The 21,895-nt window shown below is 68.2% G+C and carries 18 protein-coding genes and 1 tRNA gene; 3 read left to right on the top strand and 16 right to left on the bottom strand.

All coding sequences use genetic code 11. From position 1 onward, the window contains the following. Positions 1-31: 31 nt before the first annotated feature. From rpsG to ACZ4MU_RS22550, 15 genes are all read right to left on the bottom strand, one after another. Positions 32-502 (bottom strand): 30S ribosomal protein S7, encoded by a 471-nt coding sequence (gene rpsG, locus ACZ4MU_RS22620; RefSeq protein WP_101389595.1) that lies wholly within the window; start codon positions 500-502, stop codon positions 32-34. A gap of 2 nt (positions 503-504) precedes the next feature. Next, complete coding sequence (gene rpsL / locus ACZ4MU_RS22615; RefSeq protein WP_007265893.1) at positions 505-876, bottom strand: 30S ribosomal protein S12; 372 nt, start codon at positions 874-876, stop codon at positions 505-507. A gap of 805 nt (positions 877-1,681) precedes the next feature. Further along, on the bottom strand, positions 1,682-2,110 hold the full coding sequence (locus tag ACZ4MU_RS22610; protein ID WP_467879437.1) for a helix-turn-helix domain-containing protein: 429 nt from the start codon (positions 2,108-2,110) through the stop codon (positions 1,682-1,684). Positions 2,111-2,364: 254 nt separating this feature from the next. Then, a complete protein-coding gene (locus tag ACZ4MU_RS22605; protein ID WP_467879434.1) occupies positions 2,365-2,649 on the bottom strand; it encodes a hypothetical protein in 285 nt (94 codons plus the stop codon). A 108-nt stretch (positions 2,650-2,757) separates the two neighbouring features. Then, positions 2,758-6,657 (bottom strand): DNA-directed RNA polymerase subunit beta', encoded by a 3,900-nt coding sequence (locus tag ACZ4MU_RS22600; RefSeq protein WP_365107175.1) that lies wholly within the window; start codon positions 6,655-6,657, stop codon positions 2,758-2,760. A gap of 97 nt (positions 6,658-6,754) precedes the next feature. Further along, complete coding sequence (gene rpoB, locus ACZ4MU_RS22595) at positions 6,755-10,240, bottom strand: DNA-directed RNA polymerase subunit beta (RefSeq protein WP_467879431.1); 3,486 nt, start codon at positions 10,238-10,240, stop codon at positions 6,755-6,757. 606 nt (positions 10,241-10,846) lie between these two features. Beyond that, entirely contained in the window at positions 10,847-11,230 is a 384-nt protein-coding gene (rplL, locus tag ACZ4MU_RS22590; RefSeq protein WP_358833572.1) for a 50S ribosomal protein L7/L12, read from the bottom strand. 110 nt (positions 11,231-11,340) lie between these two features. Further along, the gene (gene rplJ / locus ACZ4MU_RS22585) at positions 11,341-11,871 is read right to left on the bottom strand and encodes a 50S ribosomal protein L10 (protein ID WP_358833573.1); all 531 of its coding nucleotides are present in this window, start codon (positions 11,869-11,871) and stop codon (positions 11,341-11,343) included. Positions 11,872-12,136: 265 nt separating this feature from the next. Beyond that, positions 12,137-13,108: an SCO4651 family lipoprotein gene (locus ACZ4MU_RS22580; RefSeq protein ID WP_467879428.1), complete on the bottom strand. Its 972-nt coding sequence runs from the start codon at positions 13,106-13,108 to the stop codon at positions 12,137-12,139. 133 nt (positions 13,109-13,241) lie between these two features. Next, on the bottom strand, positions 13,242-14,126 hold the full coding sequence (locus ACZ4MU_RS22575) for an SCO4651 family lipoprotein (protein ID WP_467879426.1): 885 nt from the start codon (positions 14,124-14,126) through the stop codon (positions 13,242-13,244). A 178-nt stretch (positions 14,127-14,304) separates the two neighbouring features. Continuing rightward, on the bottom strand, positions 14,305-15,027 hold the full coding sequence (gene rplA, locus ACZ4MU_RS22570) for a 50S ribosomal protein L1 (protein ID WP_358833576.1): 723 nt from the start codon (positions 15,025-15,027) through the stop codon (positions 14,305-14,307). 113 nt (positions 15,028-15,140) lie between these two features. Next, the gene (rplK, locus tag ACZ4MU_RS22565; RefSeq protein WP_053731185.1) at positions 15,141-15,575 is read right to left on the bottom strand and encodes a 50S ribosomal protein L11; all 435 of its coding nucleotides are present in this window, start codon (positions 15,573-15,575) and stop codon (positions 15,141-15,143) included. Between the two features lie 167 nt (positions 15,576-15,742). Then, positions 15,743-16,678: a transcription termination/antitermination protein NusG gene (gene nusG, locus ACZ4MU_RS22560; RefSeq protein ID WP_467879422.1), complete on the bottom strand. Its 936-nt coding sequence runs from the start codon at positions 16,676-16,678 to the stop codon at positions 15,743-15,745. A gap of 76 nt (positions 16,679-16,754) precedes the next feature. Beyond that, on the bottom strand, positions 16,755-17,051 hold the full coding sequence (gene secE, locus ACZ4MU_RS22555; RefSeq protein ID WP_467879420.1) for a preprotein translocase subunit SecE: 297 nt from the start codon (positions 17,049-17,051) through the stop codon (positions 16,755-16,757). Positions 17,052-17,157: 106 nt separating this feature from the next. After that, a tRNA-Trp gene (locus ACZ4MU_RS22550) sits at positions 17,158-17,230 on the bottom strand. Positions 17,231-17,456: 226 nt separating this feature from the next. On the opposite strand from ACZ4MU_RS22550, the gene ACZ4MU_RS22545 reads away from it, so the two are divergent. The 3 genes from ACZ4MU_RS22545 (at position 17,457) to ACZ4MU_RS22535 (ending at position 20,540) form a co-directional block, all read left to right on the top strand. After that, a complete protein-coding gene (locus ACZ4MU_RS22545; protein ID WP_467879417.1) occupies positions 17,457-18,683 on the top strand; it encodes a pyridoxal phosphate-dependent aminotransferase in 1,227 nt (408 codons plus the stop codon). 143 nt (positions 18,684-18,826) lie between these two features. Beyond that, a complete protein-coding gene (locus tag ACZ4MU_RS22540; protein ID WP_467879414.1) occupies positions 18,827-19,846 on the top strand; it encodes an adenosine deaminase in 1,020 nt (339 codons plus the stop codon). Between the two features lie 55 nt (positions 19,847-19,901). After that, complete coding sequence (locus tag ACZ4MU_RS22535; RefSeq protein WP_467879411.1) at positions 19,902-20,540, top strand: NAD(P)-dependent oxidoreductase; 639 nt, start codon at positions 19,902-19,904, stop codon at positions 20,538-20,540. Positions 20,541-20,555: 15 nt separating this feature from the next. On the opposite strand, the gene ACZ4MU_RS22530 is transcribed toward ACZ4MU_RS22535, so the two are convergent. Beyond that, positions 20,556-21,611 carry a UDP-N-acetylmuramate dehydrogenase gene (locus ACZ4MU_RS22530; RefSeq protein WP_467879408.1) on the bottom strand — a complete coding sequence of 352 codons (1,056 nt, stop codon included), beginning with the start codon at positions 21,609-21,611 and terminating at the stop codon, positions 20,556-20,558. Positions 21,612-21,895 lie beyond the last annotated feature (284 nt).

Genomic DNA, 21,895 nt, shown 5'->3' with positions numbered 1-21,895 from the left:
AGTCTTCTCTCGGTCTCGATGTGGGTTGCGACTACCAGCGGTAGTGCGCGAAGGCCTTGTTGGACTCGGCCATCTTGTGCGTGTCCTCACGCTTCTTGACGGCCGCACCGAGGCCGTTCGAAGCGTCGAGAAGCTCGTTCATCAGGCGCTCGGTCATGGTCTTCTCGCGGCGGGCGCGGGAGTAACCCACGAGCCAGCGCAGAGCCAGGGTCGACTGGCGACCCGGCTTGACCTCGACCGGAACCTGGTAGGTCGCGCCACCGACACGGCGGGACTTGACCTCGAGGGACGGCTTCACGTTCTCCAGCGCGCGCTTCAGCGTGATGACCGGGTCGTTGCCCGTCTTCTCGCGGAGGCCTTCCATGGCGCCGTAGACGATGCGCTCGGCGGTGGAGCGCTTGCCGTCCAGCAGGATCTTGTTGATCAGCGACGTGACAAGAGGAGACTGGTAGACCGGGTCGATGATGACCGGGCGCTTCGGGGCGGGGCCCTTACGAGGCATTCTTACTTCTCCTTCTTGGCGCCGTAGCGGCTGCGGGCCTGCTTGCGGTTCTTGACAGCCTGGGTGTCAAGCGCACCGCGGATGATCTTGTAACGAACACCCGGCAGGTCCTTCACACGGCCACCACGCACGAGCACGATCGAGTGCTCCTGCAGGTTGTGTCCCTCGCCCGGAATGTAAGCAGTGACCTCGATGCCGGAGGTCAGACGCACACGCGCGACCTTCCGCAGCGCCGAGTTCGGCTTCTTCGGGGTGGTGGTGAACACACGCGTGCAGACACCACGACGCTGAGGCGAAGCCTCGAGCGCGGGCGTCTTCGTCTTCTCGACCTTGTCCTGCCGGCCCTTCCGGACCAGCTGCTGGATCGTAGGCACTACTTCTCCGGTTTCTGTGTGCCGTTGGTGAAACTAACCTGGAACATCACCGACCCACGCGGTCGGGTGTGTCGAATACTGCGGGCTCTCGCCGTGGGCACGGAGAGAGCGCAGATTGCGGTGGCCGTATCTGGCTCGTCCTGCGGACGTAGGCACGCAGGGGAGCCCAGGCACACCCCAGGCACAAGGTCTGAGCGTACCTACCTCATCGACTTGGGTCAAAACAAATACCCACACGCGGGACACCCCGCGGACCCACTGAGACGCGTCTCACCCGGACCCGCCCTCCGGCGGCCGGGCGCGGACCCCGCCCCGCTCCCGCCCGGGCCCGGCCGGCGGGGGGTCGTCGGCGCCTTGAAGCGCGGACTCTTGCGCACGAGCCCGGGCCGCGCGGGTCCTGCCCGGGCGGTTTCCGTCTGCCCGGGCTTCGTCTGCGGGTGGCGGCGGGCTGCCCGCGCAGTTCTCCGCGCCCCTTTCCCTGCCCGCACTTCGTCTGCGGCCGAGCGGTCGGCCGGCCGCGCAGTTCCCCGCGCCCCTAAAAGCCTGTGGCTGAGCTGGGTTCTCCGGCTGCGGCCGACTACCCAAGGGGCGCGGGGAACTGCGCGACAAGCCCCCACCGGCCCGCAGGTGACCACGGGCCTTTGGGGCGCGGGGAACGGCGCGGGAAGCGTCCACCGACCCGCGGACGAATGAGGGCTTCCAGGGGCGCGGGGAACTGCGCGAGCAACCCACCACCACCCGCAGACGAAGACCGGACACCACCCGCCCGCAAGCTGCACGCGACCAGCGGCAAGCGGTCAAAGACCTAACGGGACCCCACGGACCCCCGCGCACCCGCGTCCGGCAAGAATTGCCCCGCCACCTTGATGAACATCGCCCGCTGCTCCGGCGGCACCCCCAGCCCCACCGCCGCCTCCTCAAGCGTCAGCGGAGCCGACGAGACGGGCACCCCCGTCCGGAGGGCAGGGAGCGGGAGGTCCTCCTCCGTAAGGCGCCCGGAGCGGATCAGCATCTCCCGTACCGGGACCTCCAGCACATGCGCCAGCCGCCGCGTCGTCTCCAGGTCCGGCATGCTCTGGCGCTGGAGCAGCCGGGTGACGGCGGCCCGGTGGACCCCGGCCTCGTCGGCGAGGCGCGTCCGGCCGCCACCGCGCGGGCTGTCGATGTCGAAGCCGCGCCTGCGGATCAGGTCCTCGATCCAGGCCGCGAACCGGTCAAGCTCGCTGGTGGTCATGTGATCGCCTCCCTCCGAAGCAAGGACTAGACTATCGCGCTTGCGCGCAAGGAATTAATGGCTGCCCCGGCCGACACTGTAAGGATTTCGTGGCAGGGTTCCGGCTCGGCAGAATTCCGGGCCCTGCCGGGCCTGATGGCGCCTTCCCGGGCACTGCCGGGCATTTCCGGGCCATGCTGAGCCCTGCCGGGCCATTTCAGGCCGCATGAAACCCCCGCCTGTTTGCGCGCACGCTCGCACGCCGCTGACGGAGGTCACCCCGGCGTGACCTCCCCCTCTCCCCCACGCACCGGCATCCGCACGACCCGCCCCCCGCCCCCCGACCCGCCCCCGGACACGAACGCCATCGCCTCCCGCCACCCGCTGGAGAACCCCCGCGCCTCCCCGTCGACCGCGATCCGCGCCCCCACCTTGGCCACGACCGCCCCGAGCGTGCGGCCGACATCGGCGGTGTACGTACCGGACTCGCCCGCTTCGGCCGCCACCTCCACCGCGGCCACCACCACGTCCACCAACCGCTCCTGGGCGCTCATCCCCATCGGCCGCACCGCCTTTCGAATATGCGTTCGACAAGCGCCATCCACGATACGCCGAAGGGCGCCCACCCCGTGTGAAACGGGGTGGGCGCCCTTCAGCAGACGTACGCCTTACTGGTTGTACGGACCGTAGTCGTAGTCCTCCAGCGGAACGGCCTGGCCGGAGCCGGTGCCGAACGGCGAGTAGTCGATGTCGTCGTAGCCGACGGCCGAGTACATCGCGGCCTTGGCCTCCTCGGTCGGCTCCACCCGGATGTTGCGGTAGCGGGACAGACCCGTACCGGCCGGGATGAGCTTACCGATGATGACGTTCTCCTTGAGGCCGATGAGGCTGTCGGACTTGGCGTTGATCGCCGCATCCGTCAGGACTCGGGTCGTCTCCTGGAAGGAGGCGGCCGACAGCCAGGACTCCGTCGCCAGCGAGGCCTTGGTGATACCCATCAGCTGCGGACGGCCGGAGGCCGGGTGGCCGCCTTCCGTGACCACACGACGGTTCTCGGTCTCGAACTTCGAGCGCTCGACGAGCTCGCCCGGCAGCAGCTCCGCGTCGCCGGACTCGATGATCGTCACCCGGCGCAGCATCTGCCGGATGATGATCTCGATGTGCTTGTCGTGGATCGACACGCCCTGCGAGTTGTAGACCTTCTGGACCTCGCCGACCAGGTGGACCTGGACCGCGCGCTGACCGAGGATCCGGAGCACGTCGTGCGGGTTGGTGGCACCCACGGTGAGCTTCTGGCCCACCTCGACGTGGTCGCCCTCGCCCACCAGCAGACGGGCACGCTTGGAGATCGGGAACGCCGTCTCGTCGCTGCCGTCGTCCGGGGTGACGACGATCTTCTTGGTCTTCTCGGTCTCCTCGATCCGGATGCGGCCGGCCGCCTCCGAGATCGGGGCGACACCCTTGGGCGTACGGGCCTCGAAGAGCTCGACGACACGGGGCAGACCCTGGGTGATGTCGTCACCGGCCACACCACCGGTGTGGAAGGTACGCATCGTCAGCTGGGTACCGGGCTCACCGATGGACTGGGCGGCGATGATGCCGACCGCCTCACCGATGTCGACCAGCTTGCCGGTGGCCAGCGAGCGGCCGTAGCAGAAGGCACAGGTGCCGACCGCCGACTCACAGGTCAGGACCGAGCGGGTCTTGACCTCCTCGACGCCCGCGTTGACCAGCGCGTCGATGAGCACGTCACCGAGGTCCACGTTGGCCGGCGCGATGACCTTGCCGTCGACGACGACGTCCTCGGCGAGCATGCGGGCGTAGACCGAGGTCTCGACGTCCTCCGTCTTGCGGAGCACACCGTCCTCGCCCTTGACCGCGATCTTCAGCTTCAGGCCGCGGTCGGTGCCGCAGTCCTCCTCGCGGATGATCACGTCCTGCGAGACGTCCACCAGACGACGGGTCAGGTAACCCGAGTCGGCGGTACGCAGGGCGGTGTCCGCCAGACCCTTACGGGCACCGTGCGTGGAGATGAAGTACTCCAGAACGGTGAGGCCCTCACGGAAGGACGCCTTGATCGGACGCGGGATGGTCTCGTTCTTCGCGTTCGACACCAGACCACGCATACCCGCGATCTGACGCATCTGCATCATGTTTCCTCGGGCACCCGAGTCAACCATCATGAAGATGGGGTTCGTCTTCGGGAAGTTCGCGTTCATCGCCTCGGCAACCTCGTTGGTCGCCTTGGTCCAGATCGCGATGAGCTCCTGCGTGCGCTCGTCCTTGGTGATCAGACCGCGCTCGTACTGCTTCTGGACCTTCTCGTCCTGCGCCTCGTAGCCCGCGACGATCGCCTTCTTGGCCTCGGGGACCACGACGTCGGAGATGGCCACGGTGACACCGGAACGGGTCGCCCAGTAGAAGCCCGCCGCCTTCAGGTTGTCGAGCGTCGCCGCCACGATGACCTTGGGGTAGCGCTCGGCCAGGTCGTTGACGATCTCGGAGAGCTGCTTCTTGCCCACCGAGTAGTCGACGAACGGGTAGTCCTCGGGCAGCAGCTCGTTGAAGAGCGCGCGGCCCAGGGAGGTGCGCAGACGGAACGAGTCGCCCTGCTGCCAGGTCGTCTCGCCGTCCTCGTCGACCGGCGGGGTCCAGCCGCGGGGCGGGACGGTGCCGATCGGGAAGCGGATGTCGATCTTCGCCTGGAGCGAGAGCTCCCGGGCGTCGAACGCCATGATCGCCTCGGCGGTCGAGTTGAAGGCGCGGCCCTCACCCTTGACCTGGCGCTCCTCCTCGTCCGTGGTGAGGAAGAACAGACCCAGGACCATGTCCTGCGTCGGCATCGTCACCGGCCGGCCGTCGGCCGGCTTGAGGATGTTGTTCGAGGACAGCATCAGGATGCGGGCCTCGGCCTGCGCCTCCGCGGAGAGCGGCAGGTGGACGGCCATCTGGTCACCGTCGAAGTCCGCGTTGAACGCGGTGCAGACGAGCGGGTGGATCTGGATGGCCTTGCCCTCGACCAGCTGGGGCTCGAAGGCCTGGATGCCGAGGCGGTGCAGCGTGGGCGCACGGTTCAGCAGGACCGGGTGCTCGGCGATGACCTCTTCGAGGACGTCGTAGACCACCGTGCGGCCGCGCTCGACCATCCGCTTGGCGCTCTTGATGTTCTGCGCGTGGTTCAGGTCGACCAGGCGCTTCATCACGAACGGCTTGAAGAGCTCCAGCGCCATGGCCTTGGGCAGACCGCACTGGTGCAGCTTCAGCTGCGGACCGACGACGATCACGGAACGCGCGGAGTAGTCCACACGCTTGCCGAGCAGGTTCTGACGGAATCGACCCTGCTTGCCCTTGAGCATGTCGCTCAGGGACTTCAGCGGACGGTTGCCGGGGCCCGTGACCGGGCGACCGCGACGGCCGTTGTCGAAGAGGGCGTCGACCGCCTCCTGGAGCATCCGCTTCTCGTTGTTCACGATGATCTCGGGGGCACCGAGGTCGAGCAGACGCTTCAGACGGTTGTTGCGGTTGATCACGCGGCGGTACAGGTCGTTCAGGTCGGAGGTCGCGAAGCGGCCACCGTCCAGCTGCACCATCGGACGCAGGTCCGGCGGGATGACCGGCACGCAGTCCAGCACCATGCCCTTGGGGCTGTTGCTGGTCTGCAGGAACGCGGAGACGACCTTGAGGCGCTTGAGCGCACGGGTCTTCTTCTGGCCCTTGCCGGTGCGGATGATCTCGCGGAGGCGCTCGGCCTCCTCGTCGAGGTCGAAGGTCTCCAGGCGCTTCTGCAGGGCAGCGGCACCCATCGAGCCGTCGAAGTACGTGCCGAAGCGGTCACGCAGCTCGCGGTAGAGCAGCTCGTCGCCCTCGAGGTCCTGGACCTTGAGGTTCTTGAAGCGCGACCAGACCTCGTCCAGACGGTCGATCTCGCGCTGCGCGCGGTCGCGCAGCTGCTTCATCTCGCGCTCGGCACCCTCGCGCACCTTGCGGCGCACATCGGCCTTGGCGCCCTCGGCCTCCAGCTCGGCGAGGTCCGTCTCGAGCTTCTTGGCGCGGGCCTCGAGGTCGGCGTCGCGGCGGTTCTCGATCTGCTGGCGCTCGACGGAGACGTGGGCCTCCAGCGACGGCAGGTCGCGCGTACGGCGCTCCTCGTCCACGAACGTGATCATGTACGCGGCGAAGTAGATGACCTTCTCGAGGTCCTTCGGCGCGAGGTCGAGCAGGTAGCCAAGGCGCGAGGGGACGCCCTTGAAGTACCAGATGTGGGTCACGGGAGCGGCAAGCTCGATGTGGCCCATCCGCTCACGGCGCACCTTGGCACGCGTGACCTCGACGCCACAGCGCTCGCAGATGATGCCCTTGAAGCGGACGCGCTTGTACTTGCCGCAGTAGCACTCCCAGTCCCGGGTCGGACCGAAGATCTTCTCGCAGAAGAGTCCGTCCTTTTCGGGCTTGAGGGTGCGGTAGTTGATGGTCTCCGGCTTCTTGACCTCACCGTGGGACCACTGACGGATGTCGTCAGCAGTGGCGAGGCCGATCCGCAGCTCGTCGAAGAAGTTGACGTCGAGCACTTGTCGTCAATCCCTCTTTCGGGGTCGATTCTTCAAGATGGTCTGAGGGGGGTCCTGGGACGGCGGGGGCTCTACGGGAGAGCCCCCACCAGACCCGTCAGACCTCTTCGACGCTGCTCGGCTCGCGCCGGGACAGGTCGATACCGAGCTCCTCCGCAGCGCGGAAGACGTCCTCGTCCGTGTCGCGCATCTCGATGGACATGCCGTCCGAGGACAGCACCTCCACGTTGAGGCAGAGCGACTGCATTTCCTTGATGAGCACCTTGAAGGACTCGGGAATGCCGGGCTCGGGAATGTTCTCGCCCTTGACGATGGCCTCGTAGACCTTCACACGGCCGGTGACGTCGTCGGACTTGATGGTCAGCAGCTCCTGGAGGGCGTAGGCGGCGCCGTAAGCCTCCAGCGCCCACACCTCCATCTCACCGAATCGCTGGCCACCGAACTGGGCCTTACCACCCAGCGGCTGCTGGGTGATCATCGAGTACGGACCGGTCGAGCGGGCGTGCAGCTTGTCGTCGACCAGGTGGTGCAGCTTCAGGATGTACATGTACCCGACCGAGATCGGGTCCGGGAACGGCTCGCCGGAGCGGCCGTCGAACAGGTTGGCCTTGCCGGACGGCTGCACCAGGCGGTCGCCGTCGCGGTTGGGGATCGTGGCCTCGAAGAGACCGGCGATCTCGTCCTCACGGGCACCGTCGAAGACCGGGGTCGCGACGTTGGTGCCGGGGGCGACCTGGTCGGCGCCGATGGCCTGGAGGCGCTGGGCCCAGTCGTCGGCGAGACCGGAGACGTCCCAGCCACGGCTGGCGAGCCAGCCGAGGTGGATCTCCAGGACCTGTCCCGGGTTCATTCGGGACGGGACACCCAGGGGGTTGAGGATGATGTCGACCGGGGTGCCGTCCTCCAGGAACGGCATGTCCTCGATCGGCAGGATCTTGGAGATGACGCCCTTGTTGCCGTGACGGCCGGCGAGCTTGTCACCGTCGGTGATCTTGCGCTTCTGCGCCACGTACACGCGCACCAGCTGGTTCACACCGGGGGGAAGCTCGTCGCCCTCCTCGCGGTCGAAGACGCGGACGCCGATGACCTTGCCGGTCTCGCCGTGCGGCACCTTCAGCGAGGTGTCACGGACCTCACGGGCCTTCTCACCGAAGATCGCGCGGAGCAGGCGCTCCTCCGGCGTCAGCTCGGTCTCGCCCTTGGGCGTGACCTTGCCGACGAGGATGTCGCCGGCGACGACCTCGGCACCGATACGGATGATGCCGCGCTCGTCGAGGTCGGCGAGGACCTCTTCGGAGACGTTCGGGATGTCCCGGGTGATCTCCTCCGGGCCGAGCTTGGTGTCACGGGCGTCGACCTCGTGCTCCTCGATGTGGATCGAGGAGAGGACGTCGTCCTGCACGAGGCGCTGCGACAGGATGATCGCGTCCTCGTAGTTGTGACCCTCCCACGGCATGAACGCCACGAGCAGGTTCTTGCCCAGCGCCATCTCGCCGTTCTCGGTCGCCGGACCGTCGGCGAGGACCTGGCCCTCGATGACGCGGGCGCCCTCGTCCACGACAACCTTCTGGTTGACCGAGGTGCCCTGGTTCGAGCGGGAGAACTTGTGCAGGCGGTACGTGGTGTACGTGCCGTCGTCGTTGGCGATGGTGATGTAGTCCGCGGAGACCTCCTGGACCACACCGTCCTTCTCCGCCTTGAGCACGTCACCGGCGTCGGTGGCGCAGCGGTACTCCATGCCGGTGCCGACGAGCGGCGCCTCGCTCTTGATGAGCGGGACGGCCTGACGCATCATGTTCGCGCCCATGAGGGCACGGTTGGCGTCGTCGTGCTCCAGGAAGGGGATCATCGCGGTCGCGACCGACACCATCTGGCGCGGCGAGACGTCGATGTAGTCCACCTCGGCCGGCGGCACGTAGTCGACCTCGCCGCCACGGCGGCGGACCAGGACGCGGGCCTCGGTGAGCTGGAGCTCGTCGTTGAGCGCGGCGTTGGCCTGGGCGATGACGAAGCGGTCTTCCTCGTCGGCCGTGATGTAGTCGACCTCGTCGGTGACCTGGCCGTCGACGACCTTGCGGTACGGCGTCTCGATGAAGCCGAACGCGTTGACCCGGCCGTAGGAGGCGAGCGAGCCGATCAGACCGATGTTCGGGCCTTCGGGGGTCTCGATCGGGCACATGCGGCCGTAGTGCGACGGGTGCACGTCACGGACCTCGAAGCCGGCCCGCTCACGGGAGAGACCACCCGGGCCAAGAGCCGACAGACGGCGCTTGTGGGTGAGACCCGACAGCGGGTTGTTCTGGTCCATGAACTGCGACAGCTGGCTGGTGCCGAAGAACTCCTTGATGGAGGCGACGACCGGCCGGATGTTGATCAGGGTCTGCGGCGTGATCGCCTCGACGTCCTGGGTCGTCATGCGCTCACGCACGACGCGCTCCATACGCGCCAGGCCCGTACGGACCTGGTTCTGGATGAGCTCGCCGACGTTGCGCAGACGGCGGTTGCCGAAGTGGTCGATGTCGTCGGTCTCGACGACGATGTTCCGACCCGACTCGCCGACCGTCTCGGTCTCGCCCGCGTGCAGCTTGACCAGGTACTTGATGGTCGCGATGACGTCGTCCGTGGTGAGGACGCCGGCGTCCAGCGGCTCGTCCGCGCCGAGCTTCTTGTTCACCTTGTAGCGGCCGACCTTGGCGAGGTCGTAGCGCTTGGGGTTGAAGTAGAGGTTCTCGAGCAGCGTCTGAGCGGCCTCGCGCGTCGGCGGCTCGCCCGGGCGCAGCTTGCGGTAGATGTCGAGCAGCGCGTCGTCCTGGCCCTGGGTGTGGTCCTTCTCCAGGGTGGCGCGCATCGACTCGTACTCGCCGAACTCCTCCAGGATCTGCTCGGTGGTCCAGCCGAGAGCCTTCAGGAGGACGGTGACGGACTGCTTGCGCTTGCGGTCGATGCGGACACCGACCATGTCGCGCTTGTCGATCTCCATCTCGAGCCAGGCACCCCGGGACGGGATGATCTTGGCCGTGTAGATGTCCTTGTCGGACGTCTTGTCGATGTTGGAGTCGAAGTAGACACCCGGCGAGCGCACGAGCTGCGACACCACGACACGCTCGGTGCCGTTGATGACGAAGGTGCCCTTGTTGGTCATGAGCGGGAAGTCGCCCATGAAGACCGTCTGGGACTTGATCTCGCCGGTCTCGTTGTTGGTGAACTCGGCCGTGACGAAGAGCGGGGCCGCGAACGTGAAGTCGCGCTCCTTGCACTCGTCGATCGAGTTCTTCGGGGGCTCGAAACGGTGGTCGCGGAAGGTCAGCGACATCGACCCGCTGAAGTCCTCGATCGGGGAGATCTCCTCGAAGATCTCCTCCAGACCGGACTTCGTGGGGACGTCCTGTCCGTTCTCGAGAGCGGCCTCGACGCGAGCCTTCCACGCGGCGTTGCCGAGCAGCCAGTCAAAGCTCTCGGTTTGCAGCGCAAGGAGGTTCGGAACCTCGAGGGGCTCCTTGATCTTTGCAAAGGAGATGCGCAGCGGGGCGGTGCTGGCGCCGTTGTTCGTATTGGCGGTCGAGGCGTTGCGCGAGGCGGCCAAGAGGGGGTCCTTCCGAGGGCTCGGACTCACTACGCGCGTACCGGTCCCACGAGGGCACAGAGAGAGACGTTTCCTGATTGAGGCTGAAAGGCCAGGTCAGGGCAGTTCAATCAACGATGCTCAAGCGAGGGCATGCCCCTGGTGACGGGCAGGGGGCAGCTAACAGGCAGCGCAAAGGGTCAGTGTAGCCACTCGGCCCACTGATGTCCAGGGCGGAATTTCGCGACCCTCATTGTTCGTCTCAGTACCTCGGTCGGCCACGCACCGTGAGGCGCACATCGATACTGCCCTCTTCGCCGTCGATCCATGCCTCGGATCCGGATCGTTGTGACGACGCGTCCTGAGAATTGCGCGCTGCGTGCGGTTCGTCAAGACCCCTCAGCTCCGCGGAGATCGCTCCGTTACGGCTCCTGCTGCCACGAGGCGTACCGGGGGCGTACGGCGATGATCACCATACTCCCTGTCGCCTCCCCCGCAAGGCAGCCGTCACGGCGACGCCCGGGTACGCCGAAGGGCGACCACCCGAATGGATGATCGCCCTTTGGTGTGTGCGCGTTACAGGCCCTCCGGGGGCATCACGCGCGGTGAGTCAGAGGACTCGTGAGGTCACTTGACCTCGACGGCCGCACCGGCAGCCTTGAGGGACTCGGCAGCCTTCTCGGCGGCCTCCTTGTTGACCTTCTCGAGGACCGGCTTCGGGGTGCCGTCGACGAGGTCCTTGGCCTCCTTCAGACCCAGCGAGGTCAGCTCACGCACGACCTTGATGACCTGGATCTTCTTGTCGCCCGCACCGGTGAGGATGACGTCGAACTCGTCCTTCTCCTCCTCGGCCTCGGCCGGGGCGCCCGGGCCGGCGGGGCCGGCAACGGCGACGGCCGCGGCGGCGGTGACGTCGAACTTCTCCTCGAAGGCCTTCACGAACTCGGAGAGCTCGATGAGGGTCATCTCCTCGAACTGGGCGAGGAGGTCGTCCTGAGAGAGCTTCGCCATGATGGGCGATCCTTCCACTAATTCGGCAGGTGCCGGTTGTATAGAGAGGCGGGCGTAACGGCCCGCTACGACCCGCGCACTAGGCGGCGCGGATCACTGCGCGAGCCGAATTACTCGGCACCGCCCTGCTCGGCGAGCTTGACGCGAAGCGCTTCCGCGGTGCGGACGAACTTCGACGGCAGCGCCTGGAAGAGCGAGGCAGCCTGGGACTGCTTGCCCTTGAACGCGCCGGCCAGCTTGCTGAGCAGAACCTCGCGGGACTCGAGGTCCGCGAGCTTCTTGATCTCATCGGCGGACAGCGCCTTGCCATCAAGGACACCGCCCTTGATGATCAGGTTCGGGTTCTCCTTGGCGAAGTCACGCAGACCCTTGGCCGACTCCACCGGGTCACCGGTGATGAAGGCGGCACCCGTCGGACCAGTGAACTGGTCGTCGAGCGAGGTGATCCCGGCGTTGTTCGCCGCGATCTTGGTCAGCGTGTTCTTCACCACGGCGTACTGGGCGTTCTCACCGAGCGAACGGCGCAGCGTCTTGAGCTGCGCCACGGTGAGACCCCGGTACTCGGTCAGCACGACGGCGTTCGAGCTGCGGAACTTGTCCTCGAGCTCGGCTACGTCGGCAGCCTTGTCGGGCCTTGCCATGAGCGTCGGCCTCCTTCCGGGTGATGAGGACCGCTCAGAAGGGACCGCGACATAAAAAACGCCCCGGCGCAAGTGCACGGGGCGTAGCTCCACCGGACAGAGTCCGGGAACTTTCCACAGTCACCTGCGCGGGTCGTCCGCATGCAACGGAACCTTCGGCCACCGCCCCTTCTTGCGAAGGCACGGCAACGACCAGCGGTCTTTGGCTTCTGTGGAAGCGTACGTGACGGGTGGCGGATCGAGCAAATCCGGTCGTACGGGACCGTCAGGCGGTGCCGGGACCGGCGGAGCCGCCGCCCTTGCGCGCCAGGTCACCCAGGTCCTTGAGCATCTCCATGAGGTCGGCCGTGTCGCTCTTGGGCGGGGCCGTGATCCGCGCCCCGGTGCCGTAGTCCGAGTAGTGCGTGGAGGTGTTGATCCTGCCCTGGGGGGTGTTCATCCCGACGTCCATCCGGACCGGGTAGCCGTCCGCGCCGACCCAGACCTCGGTGTCGTACCCCTTGATCCCCGACTTCTTCATATTGGCCAGGAGCTGCTCGCGGTCCTTGGGGGGCAGGGTGTCGAGCATCTTGCTGTTCTTCACCGTCTCGTCGATGGTGAGCGTGCCCTTGTAGTGCTCGCAGGAGACTCCGTCGGCCCGCCCGGCGCCCAGGTGCTTCAGGTTCGGCGAGTCGAGCAGCAGGGCGAGCTGCTGGGACGGGTCCTGGTTCATGTTCTCCATGCCCGCGGTCATCTGCTTGACCAGCTGGTCCTGGCCGGACTGCTTGGCCAGCGCGGTCAGGTCGAACTTGAACCAGTGCTTGCCGCCGAGCTCCCTGGCGGACTCGCCCATGGCGCTGGTGTCCAGGTACATGACGTTGTCGACCCAGAGCATCCGGGTCTTCTCGGCGGCGCCCCCCATGCCCTTGGCGACCGAGGACGTCACCGTGAGGTCCATGGCCGTGGGGTTCCAGGCCATGACCCCGCTGGTCTCGGTCCGGCCCCCGTCCTCCCCCAGGGACGCGGGACCCGTCATGGTCATCCGGACCTTGGCGGACCTGGCCGCGGCGGTCTTCCTGTACGCCGCCGTGAGCATCCGCGACGCGGCCTCGTGGGACTGCGGCGCGGCGGCGGCCTTCTGGGCGCCCGAGGCGCCGTCGGCCTTCTCGTCGCCGCCGCCGCAGCCCGCGGCCCCGGCCACCACCACGGCGGCCGTCGCCATCGACAGCGCCGCCCGCGTCCAACCGGACCTGGTCATGTTCCCCACCCCTTGAAACCCCGTGCCATGAGTCCCGCCGAAGGCCGTCGAACGCCGTCGAACGGGCAGAACGTCTGCACCGTAACCCAGGGTCTGCGACGGATGAGACGGATTATGTCTGCCGTGGCGCGGGCTACGAGGCCTGGCTGGACGGCTTGGGCTTGATCATCGTGGTGAAGTCCACCGTGTCGGAGGCGGCCGGGGCCTCGGCGGAGACCTTGACGCCGTAGTCCGCGTAGTACGCCGTGCTGTTCAGCTCGCCGTTCTTCGTCGCCGCGCGCTCGGTCTTCTTCACCAGCAGGTCGTCCTTGTCCACCCAGATGTCGACCGTGTCGGTGGTGACGCCGCTCTGGTTCATCTGGGCCTTGAAGGCGTCCAGCGTCTTCGCGTCCAGGCCGGAGTTGCGGTCCACCAGCTTGGCCATGTCGACCGTGCCCGAGTAGTGCGTGGTCTTGACGCCGCGGACGTCCTCGGTGCCGACCTTCTTGACGTCACCCGAGGCCAGCAGCGCCTTCACGCCCTGCTGGGGCGTCGAGTTCTGCATCTGGTCCTTCATGACGGCGCCGGCCGGGCCCATCAGCTTGGCCATGTCGTCGTACCCGTAGCGGATCCAGTGCTTGCCGCCGAGGTTCTTGGCGAACTGGGGGCCCATGTCGGCGTAGTAGGCGTCGCGCAGATAGCGGGCGTCGATGCTGTCGCTGCCCAGCTGCTTCATGCTCTGCGCCAGGGTGCCCTGGGTGTACCTCAGCCGCATGACGCCGGTCATCCCGTCGCCCCACGCCAGGCTGCCCTTGCCCTCCAGGCCCATCACGGCGCCCATGGACATCGTCATCTCGACCTTGGCGGAGCCCACCCCGTCCGTCTTCTTCTGGACCGCCTGGAGCGCGGCCACCGGGCTGAAGTCCGATCCGCCCTTGTGTCCGCCGCTGTCCGACTCGCCGCAGGCGGCGACGCCCACCAGCGCCGCGGCGACCGCGGCCAGCGAGATTCCCGTACGCCGAACGGAACTGGTGCTCATGCGCTCCCCCTCGAATACTCATTCCCTTACCTCCCCGACGGTATCGCAGGGGTCGGACAACCCCCCGCCCGTCCAGGGGCGTTGGGACGCGGTTGCGACAAAAAGCCGGGCCCCGCGCCTCCGAAGAGGTGCGGGGCCCGGCTCTGGATCAGCCGATGCGAGCCGAGGCTCGGTCCGGTCAGACCGCCGCCGGGTCCTCCTCGACGAGGAGGTTGCGGGTGCGGTTGGAGTCGACCGGGATGCCGGGGCCCATCGTGGTGGCGATGGTGGCCTTCTTGATGTAGCGGCCCTTGGCGGCGGACGGCTTCAGACGGAGGATCTCCTCCAGAGCGGCGCCGTAGTTCTCCACCAGCTTGGTGTCGTCGAAGGACACCTTGCCGATGATGAAGTGCAGGTTCGAGTGCTTGTCGACGCGGAACTCGATCTTGCCGCCCTTGATCTCCTCGACCGCCTTGGCGACGTCGGGGGTGACCGTGCCGGTCTTCGGGTTCGGCATCAGACCACGCGGGCCGAGCACGCGGCCGAGGCGGCCGACCTTGCCCATGAGGTCCGGGGTGGAGACGACGGCGTCGAAGTCCAGACGGCCCTTGGCGACCTCGTCGATGAGCTCGTCCGAGCCCACGATGTCGGCGCCCGCGGCACGCGCGGCCTCGGCACGGTCACCGGTCGCGAAGACCAGGACCCGGGCGGTCTTACCGGTGCCGTGCGGGAGGTTCACGGTGCCACGGACCATCTGGTCGGCCTTGCGCGGGTCGACACCCAGGCGGAAGGCGACCTCGACGGTGCCGTCGAACTTGGTCGCGGAGGTCTCCTTGGCGAGACGGACGGCCTCGAGCGGGGCGTAGAGCTTGTCCGCGTCGATCTTGGCGTCCGCAGCGCGGAGAGTCTTGCTGCGCTTCACTTCTGCTCCTGTATGCAGTAACACCATGCGGCTGACGCCGCGTGGCAGTCATGGAGTCGTGGTACGGACCAGCGCTTGGCCCTACCACTGAGGTCAAACGGGGTGAGCTGGGATCAGCCCTCGACCGTGATGCCCATGGAACGGGCGGTGCCAGCGATGATCTTGGACGCGGCGTCCAGGTCGTTGGCGTTCAGGTCGGCGAGCTTCGTCGTGGCGATCTCGCGGACCTGGGCCTCGGTGATCTTCGCGACCTTGGTCTTGTGCGGCTCGCCGGAGCCCTTCTCGACACCCGCGGCCTTGAGGATCATCTTCGCGGCCGGCGGAGTCTTGGTGATGAAGGTGAAGGAACGGTCCTCGTAGACCGTGATCTCCACCGGGATCACCCAGCCACGCTGCGACTCGGTGGCCGCGTTGTAGGCCTTGCAGAACTCCATGATGTTGACGCCGTGCTGACCGAGCGCGGGGCCGACCGGCGGGGCCGGGTTCGCCGCACCGGCGTTGATCTGGAGCTTGATAAGCCCCGTGACCTTCTTCTTCTTGGGAGGCATTGCTCTCTCCGGGTCCTAGTGAGAGTGAACCGCCTGACATCCGATCATCCGGATGGAGGCATACCGCACAACGATAACGGGTATCTGTCTGCGGCTAAAAACCGAGCAGGTCAGACAGGCTTTGAGAGCCCGTCTGACCTGTTCGGAAGACGTGTGGTCCGGAAGAACTAGTTCTTCTGGATCTGGTCGAAGCTGAGCTCGACCGGGGTCTCGCGGCCGAAGATCTCGACGAGGCCCTTGACCTTCTTCGAGTCGGCGTTGATCTCGTTGATCGTGGCCTGGAGCGTGGCGAACGGGCCGTCGGTGACGGTGACCGAGTCGCCCACCTCGAAGTCGAGCACCTGGACCTCGACCTTGCGGGCCGGAGCCGGCTTGCCCTCGGCCTCGGCGGCCTCGCGGGCGGCCTTCTCCTCGGCCTCCGGGGCGAGCATCTTGACGATCTCGTCCAGGGTCAGCGGGTACGGGTCGTAGGCGTTGCCCACGAAGCCGGTGACGCCCGGGGTGTTGCGGACGACGCCCCAGGACTCGTTCGTCAGATCCATGCGGACGAGAACGTAACCGGGCAGCTTGTTCTGCCGGACGTTCTTGCGCTCGCCGTTCTTGATCTGGACGATCTCTTCCTCGGGCACCTCGGCCTGGTAGATGAACTCCTCGACGTTCAGCGAGACGGCACGCTGCTCCAGGTTGGCCTTCACGCGCTTCTCGTAGCCCGCGTAGGTGTGGATCACGTACCACTCGCCGGGCAGGCCGCGCAGCTCCTGGCGCAGGGCCTCGACCGGGTCGACGGGCGCGGCCGGCTCCTCGGGAGCCTCCTCGGCGCTCTCGTCCTCGTCGGAGGCGTCCTCTGCGGAGGCGTCGTCCTCGACGGCCTCGTCACCGGAGTTGTCGGAGCCCTCGGGGGACTCGTTCTCCTCGGCGTCCAGCTCGTCCTCGTCCTCGACGTGGAGCGCCGCCTGCTCGGCCGCCTCGCCCGCCTCGGCGTCGGCAGCCTCGACCTCGTCGGCGTCCTCGACGGCCTCGGCGTCCGCCGCCTCGACGATGTCGAGCTGGTCCTCCACGGACTCCGCCGACTCGATGGCGTCGTTCACATTCGGGTCAGACACGTGGCTGCTTCTTCCTGACTACAGATGGGTGGAACAATGCGAAAAAGGCGCCGGGTGGGCGCCCTTACGCAGCGGATCAGCCGAAGACGTACTTGACGACGTGCTGGAATCCGGTGTCGATCAAGGTCACGATGCCGATCATGATGATGACGAACACGATCACCACGGTGGTGTACGTCGACAGCTGATTGCGCGACGGCCAGACCACCTTGCGCAGCTCGGCGACGACCTGACGGTAGAAGAGCGCGAGACGGCCCAGGGGGCCCTTCTTGCCGCGCTTGCCGCCCTTGCGGGACTTCTTCTTGGAGTCCTGGTCCGCAGAGGCCTCGTCCTGGGCATCAGGCATGTCGATGGAGCCCACGGCGTCCGTCACGCTTCTCACCTGATTCCGGGTCGTGGCCGTGCCGCGCCCGGTGGAGCCGCACGGCGGTGCATAGAAGTACGTACATGCGCACACATCCTGGCGAAGGTGTGTGTAGCAGGGCCGGAGGGACTTGAACCCCCAACCGCTGGTTTTGGAGACCAGTGCTCTACCAATTGAGCTACGACCCTTTGTGGTTTCCCCAACCTACCGCATCCGCCCGAGTGCACCGAGTGCCCGGAGTGGATCGGTTGGTGGAGGCCAACGACAGGTGAGTGTACGTGGTCCTGCGCCCGGCGTCGAACAGATACCTCCCGACGGCTCGGCGCGGATGCCCCGAACGGCCCGCGCGAGCGCCCCGTCCGGTCCCTGAAACCGGTGTGCCCGGGCCGCGGCGGGTCTGGGACGATGGCCGGCATGAGCGCTGCAACTTCTCCGACCGAGCGCCGGGTGTCCGCGCGCATCGGCGCGATCTCCGAGTCCGCGACCCTCGCCGTCGACGCCAAGGCCAAGGCCCTCAAGGCCGCCGGGCGCCCGGTGATCGGCTTCGGCGCCGGTGAGCCCGACTTCCCGACCCCGGACTACATCGTCGAGGCGGCCGCGGCGGCCTGCCGCGACCCGAAGTACCACCGCTACACGCCGGCCGGCGGCCTGCCCGAGCTCAAGAAGGCCATCGCCGACAAGACGCTGCGCGACTCCGGCTACGAGGTCGACCCGTCGCAGATCCTGGTGACCAACGGCGGCAAGCAGGCGATCTACGAGGCCTTCGCGGCGATCCTGGACCCGGGCGACGAGGTCATCGTCCCGGCGCCGTACTGGACCACCTACCCGGAGTCGATCCGCCTCGCGGGCGGTGTCCCGGTCGAGGTCGTCGCCGACGAGACCACCGGCTACCGCGTCTCGGTGGAGCAGCTGGAGGCCGCTCGTACGGAGAGGACCAAGGTCGTCCTCTTCGTCTCCCCGTCCAACCCCACCGGCTCGGTCTACACCGAGGCCGAGACCGAGGCGATCGGCCGCTGGGCCGTCGAGCACGGCCTGTGGGTGCTGACCGACGAGATCTACGAGCACCTGGTCTACGGGGACGCGGTCTCCGTGTCGCTGCCGGCGCTCCTGCCCGAGCTGCGCGACAAGTGCGTCGTGGTCAACGGCGTCGCCAAGACGTACGCGATGACCGGCTGGCGGGTCGGGTGGATCGTCGGTCCCCAGGACGTCATCAAGGCCGCGACCAACCTCCAGTCGCACGCCACCTCCAACGTCGCCAACGTCTCCCAGGTGGCGGCGCTCGCCGCGGTCTCCGGCGGCCTCGACGCGGTCGCCGAGATGCGCACGGCCTTCGACCGCCGCCGCCAGACCATGGTGCGAATGCTCAGCGAGATCCACGGGGTGGTCTGCCCGACGCCCGAGGGCGCGTTCTACGCGTACCCCTCGGTGAAGGGCCTGCTCGGCAAGGAGATCCGCGGCAGGCGCCCGCAGACCTCCGTCGAGCTCGCCGAGCTGATCCTGGAGGAGGCCGAGGTCGCGGTCGTCCCGGGCGAGGCCTTCGGCACCCCGGGCTATCTGCGCCTGTCCTACGCGCTGGGCGACGACGACCTCGTCGAGGGCGTCTCGCGGATCCAGAAGCTGCTGGCGGAGGCGCGCGACTGAGCACGTCGTCCGGGAGATCACCCGACGCCTTCCAGGGAACGACCACCGACTCACGTGAGTCGGTGGTCGTTCCCGCGTTCGGACAAGGTCCCGATCGGGGAAAGGGGCTGTCGGATGCCGGTGGCGTGCGGCAAGATCCTTCAATGGAGCGCGTTCGTGACGTACGAGACCTGCCGAAGGCCCATCTGCACCTGCACTTCACGGGGTCGATGCGCCCCACGACGCTGTTGGAGCTCGCCGACAAGTACGGCGTGCACCTGCCCGACGCGCTGACGGGCGGCGAGCCGCCGAAGCTGCGGGCCACCGACGAGCGCGGCTGGTTCCGCTTCCAGCGCCTGTACGACATCGCGCGCTCCTGTCTGCGCGCCCCCGAGGACATCCAGCGGCTGGTGCGCGAGGCCGCCGAGGAGGACGTCCGGGACGGCTCGGGCTGGCTGGAGATCCAGGTCGATCCGACCAGCTACGCGCCGATGCTCGGCGGGCTCATCCCGGCCCTGGAGATCATCCTGGACGCGGTCGAGTCGGCCGCGCGCGAGACCGGGCTCGGGATGCGGGTCCTGGTCGCGGCGAACCGGATGAAGCACCCGCTGGACGCCCGCACCCTGGCCCGCCTCGCCGTGCGGTACGGCGACCGGGGCGTGGTCGGCTTCGGGCTCTCCAACGACGAGCGCCGGGGCATGGCGCGCGACTTCGACCGCGCCTTCGCGATCGCCCGGGAGGGCGGGCTGCTGGCGGCGCCGCACGGCGGCGAGCTGGCCGGTCCCGCGTCCGTGCGGGACTGCCTGGACGATCTGCACGCCACCCGCATCGGCCACGGGGTGCGCGCCGCGGAGGACCCGCGCCTGCTGCGGCGGCTGGCCGAGCGCGGCATCACCTGCGAGGTCTGCCCCGCCTCCAACGTCGCCCTGGGCGTGTACGAGAAGCCCGAGGACGTCCCGCTGCGCACCCTGTACGAGGCGGGCGTGCCGCTGGCGCTCGGCGCCGACGACCCGCTCCTGTTCGGCTCCCGCCTCGCCGCCCAGTACGAGTTCGCCCGCGTCCACCACGGCTTCACCGACGCCGAACTGGCGGAGCTGGCACGGCAGTCGGTGCGCGGCTCGGCCGCGCCTCCCGCGGTGAAGTCGCAGTTGATCGCCGGGGTGGATTCCTGGCTGGCCTCCTGACACCTTGGGCACCCTTGGCGGAGGAACGACCATCCACCAGGGGAGGGTGACGCAGATGAGGCTCACGGTTTTCGGGGCGACGGGCAGGATCGGCACGGAGGCGGTCCGCCAGGCGCTGGCCGCAGGACACCAGGTCACGGCGGTGGTACGGGACCCGGGGCGTTTCACGATGACGGGGACGGGCCTGGAGGTCGTCCGGGGCGATCTCTCCGACCCCGAGTCGCTGCGCCCTGCGGTGGCGGGCCGGGACGCGGTGCTCTCGGGGCTGGGCGCGAACAAGCGGGCGGACGCGGCGGCAGGCATCACGGCCCGGCTGACCCGCTCGATCGTGCAGGCGATGGACGCGGAGGGCACCCGCCGGCTGCTGGTGGTGAGCGCGGGGCCGGTGGGCCCGGAGGCGCCCGACGACCCGTTCCTGGACCGTCTCACCCTGGCGATCGTCACCCGGGTCCTGAAGGACGTCTACGAGGACCTTCGCCGTACCGAGGCCGAGCTGGCCGCCTCCGCCCTGGACTGGACGGCGGTACGCCCGGTCCGCCTGGTCAACAAGCCGAGGACGGGCACGTACCGCACGGCCATAGGGGCGACTCCGCGCAGCGCGCGCACGATCGGGCGGGCGGACGTGGCGGACGCGATGCTGCGGATGATCACCGACCAGGCGACGGTGAAGCAGGGCGTCTGCGTGGCCTACTGACCCTGCCGGGTGAGGTCAGATCTCGGCGTTGACGGTCACCGGCTCGTTGACGAGCGTCACCCCGAAGGCGCGCTCCACGCCCGCGACGACCTCGCGGGCGAGGGCGAGCAGGTCCTCGGTGGTGGCGCCGCCGCGGTTGGTGAGGGCGAGAGTGTGCTTGGTGGAGATCCGGGCGGGCCCGGAGCCGTACCCCTTGGTGAACCCTGCCTTGTCGATGAGCCAGGCGGCGGAGGTCTTGGTCCGTCCGTCCCCGAGGTCCCAGGCGGGCGGGGAGACGTCGTCCCCGAGCCGCGCGGCGGCCTTCTCCAGGAACGCGCGGTACTCGCTCTCCCCCAGGATCGGATTGGTGAAGAAGGACCCGGCGGACCAGGTGTCGTGGTCCTCGGGGTCCAGCACCATGCCCTTGCCGGCCCGCAGCTTGAGGACGGTCTCGCGGGCGGTGGCGGCGGGGACGCGGTCGCCGGGCTCGACGCCGAGGGCGCGGGCGGTCTCGGCGTACTTGATGGGCGCGGAGAGCCCGCCGGCGTCCTCCAGCTCGAAGCGGACGCGCAGCACGACGTACCGGTCGGGGTGCGCCTTGAACCGGCTGTGCCGGTAGGAGAAGTCGCACTCGGCGGCGGTCAGGACCACGGTCCGCCGCTCGACCCGGTCGTACGCGACGACCTCGCGGATGGTGGAGGAGACCTCCTGGCCGTACGCGCCCACGTTCTGGATCGGGGTGGCGCCCGCGGATCCCGGGATCCCGGCCAGACACTCGATCCCTGCGAGCCCGGCCTCCACGGTCCGGGCCACGACGTCGCTCCAGACCTCCCCGGCGGCCACGTCCAGCCGCGTCCCCTCCAGCCGGAACCCGGTGGTGGCGATCCGCAGGGCGGTCCCGGCGAACCCCTTGTCCCCGATGACGAGATTGCTCCCCCCACCGATGACGAGCAAGGGCACCCGCCCCTCGTCGGCCTCCCGCACAACGGAGATGACGTCGTCATCACTACCGGCCACCACCAGCCGGGAAACCGGCCCACCGAGCCGGAAGGTGGTGAGGGGGGCGAGGGGGGCATCGTGAAGTACCTGCACGGGGTCCAGCGTACGGGGCCCGCGGGGGCGGAGCCGGGGGCCGGGGGTCGGTGCGCGGGCGGGGGGTGCCCGAGGCCCTGATTCCGCTCGGGGTACGGGTGCGGGTCCGGTGGGGGTTGCTCGCGCAGTTCCCCGCGCCCCTACAAGGCCCGGACGTCGACTGGCGGCCGGTAGTTCAGGGCCCGGACTTCCGCTGCGGGCATCTTGGGCTGAGCGCGCAGTTCCCCGCGCCCCCGGCTGCCCAGGGGCGCGGGGAACTGCGCGAGCAACCCAGCACGGTCCGC

This window comes from Streptomyces sp. NPDC026377, assembly GCF_055567715.1.
The sequence above is the reverse complement of the archived record's forward strand: the minus strand, read 5'-3'. Positions and strand labels throughout refer to the sequence as shown.

Bases quoted from the DNA above. Each gene is read 5' to 3' on its own strand.
- rpsG (WP_101389595.1), bottom strand. From the start codon at position 502: ATGCCTCGTAAGGGCCCCGCCCCGAAGCGCCCGGTCATCATCGACCCG.
- ACZ4MU_RS22610 (WP_467879437.1), bottom strand. From the start codon at position 2,110: ATGACCACCAGCGAGCTTGACCGGTTCGCGGCCTGGATCGAGGACCTG.
- ACZ4MU_RS22605 (WP_467879434.1), bottom strand. From the start codon at position 2,649: ATGGGGATGAGCGCCCAGGAGCGGTTGGTGGACGTGGTGGTGGCCGCG.
- rplL (WP_358833572.1), bottom strand. From the start codon at position 11,230: ATGGCGAAGCTCTCTCAGGACGACCTCCTCGCCCAGTTCGAGGAGATG.
- rplJ (WP_358833573.1), bottom strand. From the start codon at position 11,871: ATGGCAAGGCCCGACAAGGCTGCCGACGTAGCCGAGCTCGAGGACAAG.
- ACZ4MU_RS22580 (WP_467879428.1), bottom strand. From the start codon at position 13,108: ATGACCAGGTCCGGTTGGACGCGGGCGGCGCTGTCGATGGCGACGGCC.
- ACZ4MU_RS22575 (WP_467879426.1), bottom strand. From the start codon at position 14,126: ATGAGCACCAGTTCCGTTCGGCGTACGGGAATCTCGCTGGCCGCGGTC.
- rplK (WP_053731185.1), bottom strand. From the start codon at position 15,575: ATGCCTCCCAAGAAGAAGAAGGTCACGGGGCTTATCAAGCTCCAGATC.
- ACZ4MU_RS22545 (WP_467879417.1), top strand. From the start codon at position 17,457: ATGAGCGCTGCAACTTCTCCGACCGAGCGCCGGGTGTCCGCGCGCATC.
- ACZ4MU_RS22540 (WP_467879414.1), top strand. From the start codon at position 18,827: ATGGAGCGCGTTCGTGACGTACGAGACCTGCCGAAGGCCCATCTGCAC.
- ACZ4MU_RS22535 (WP_467879411.1), top strand. From the start codon at position 19,902: ATGAGGCTCACGGTTTTCGGGGCGACGGGCAGGATCGGCACGGAGGCG.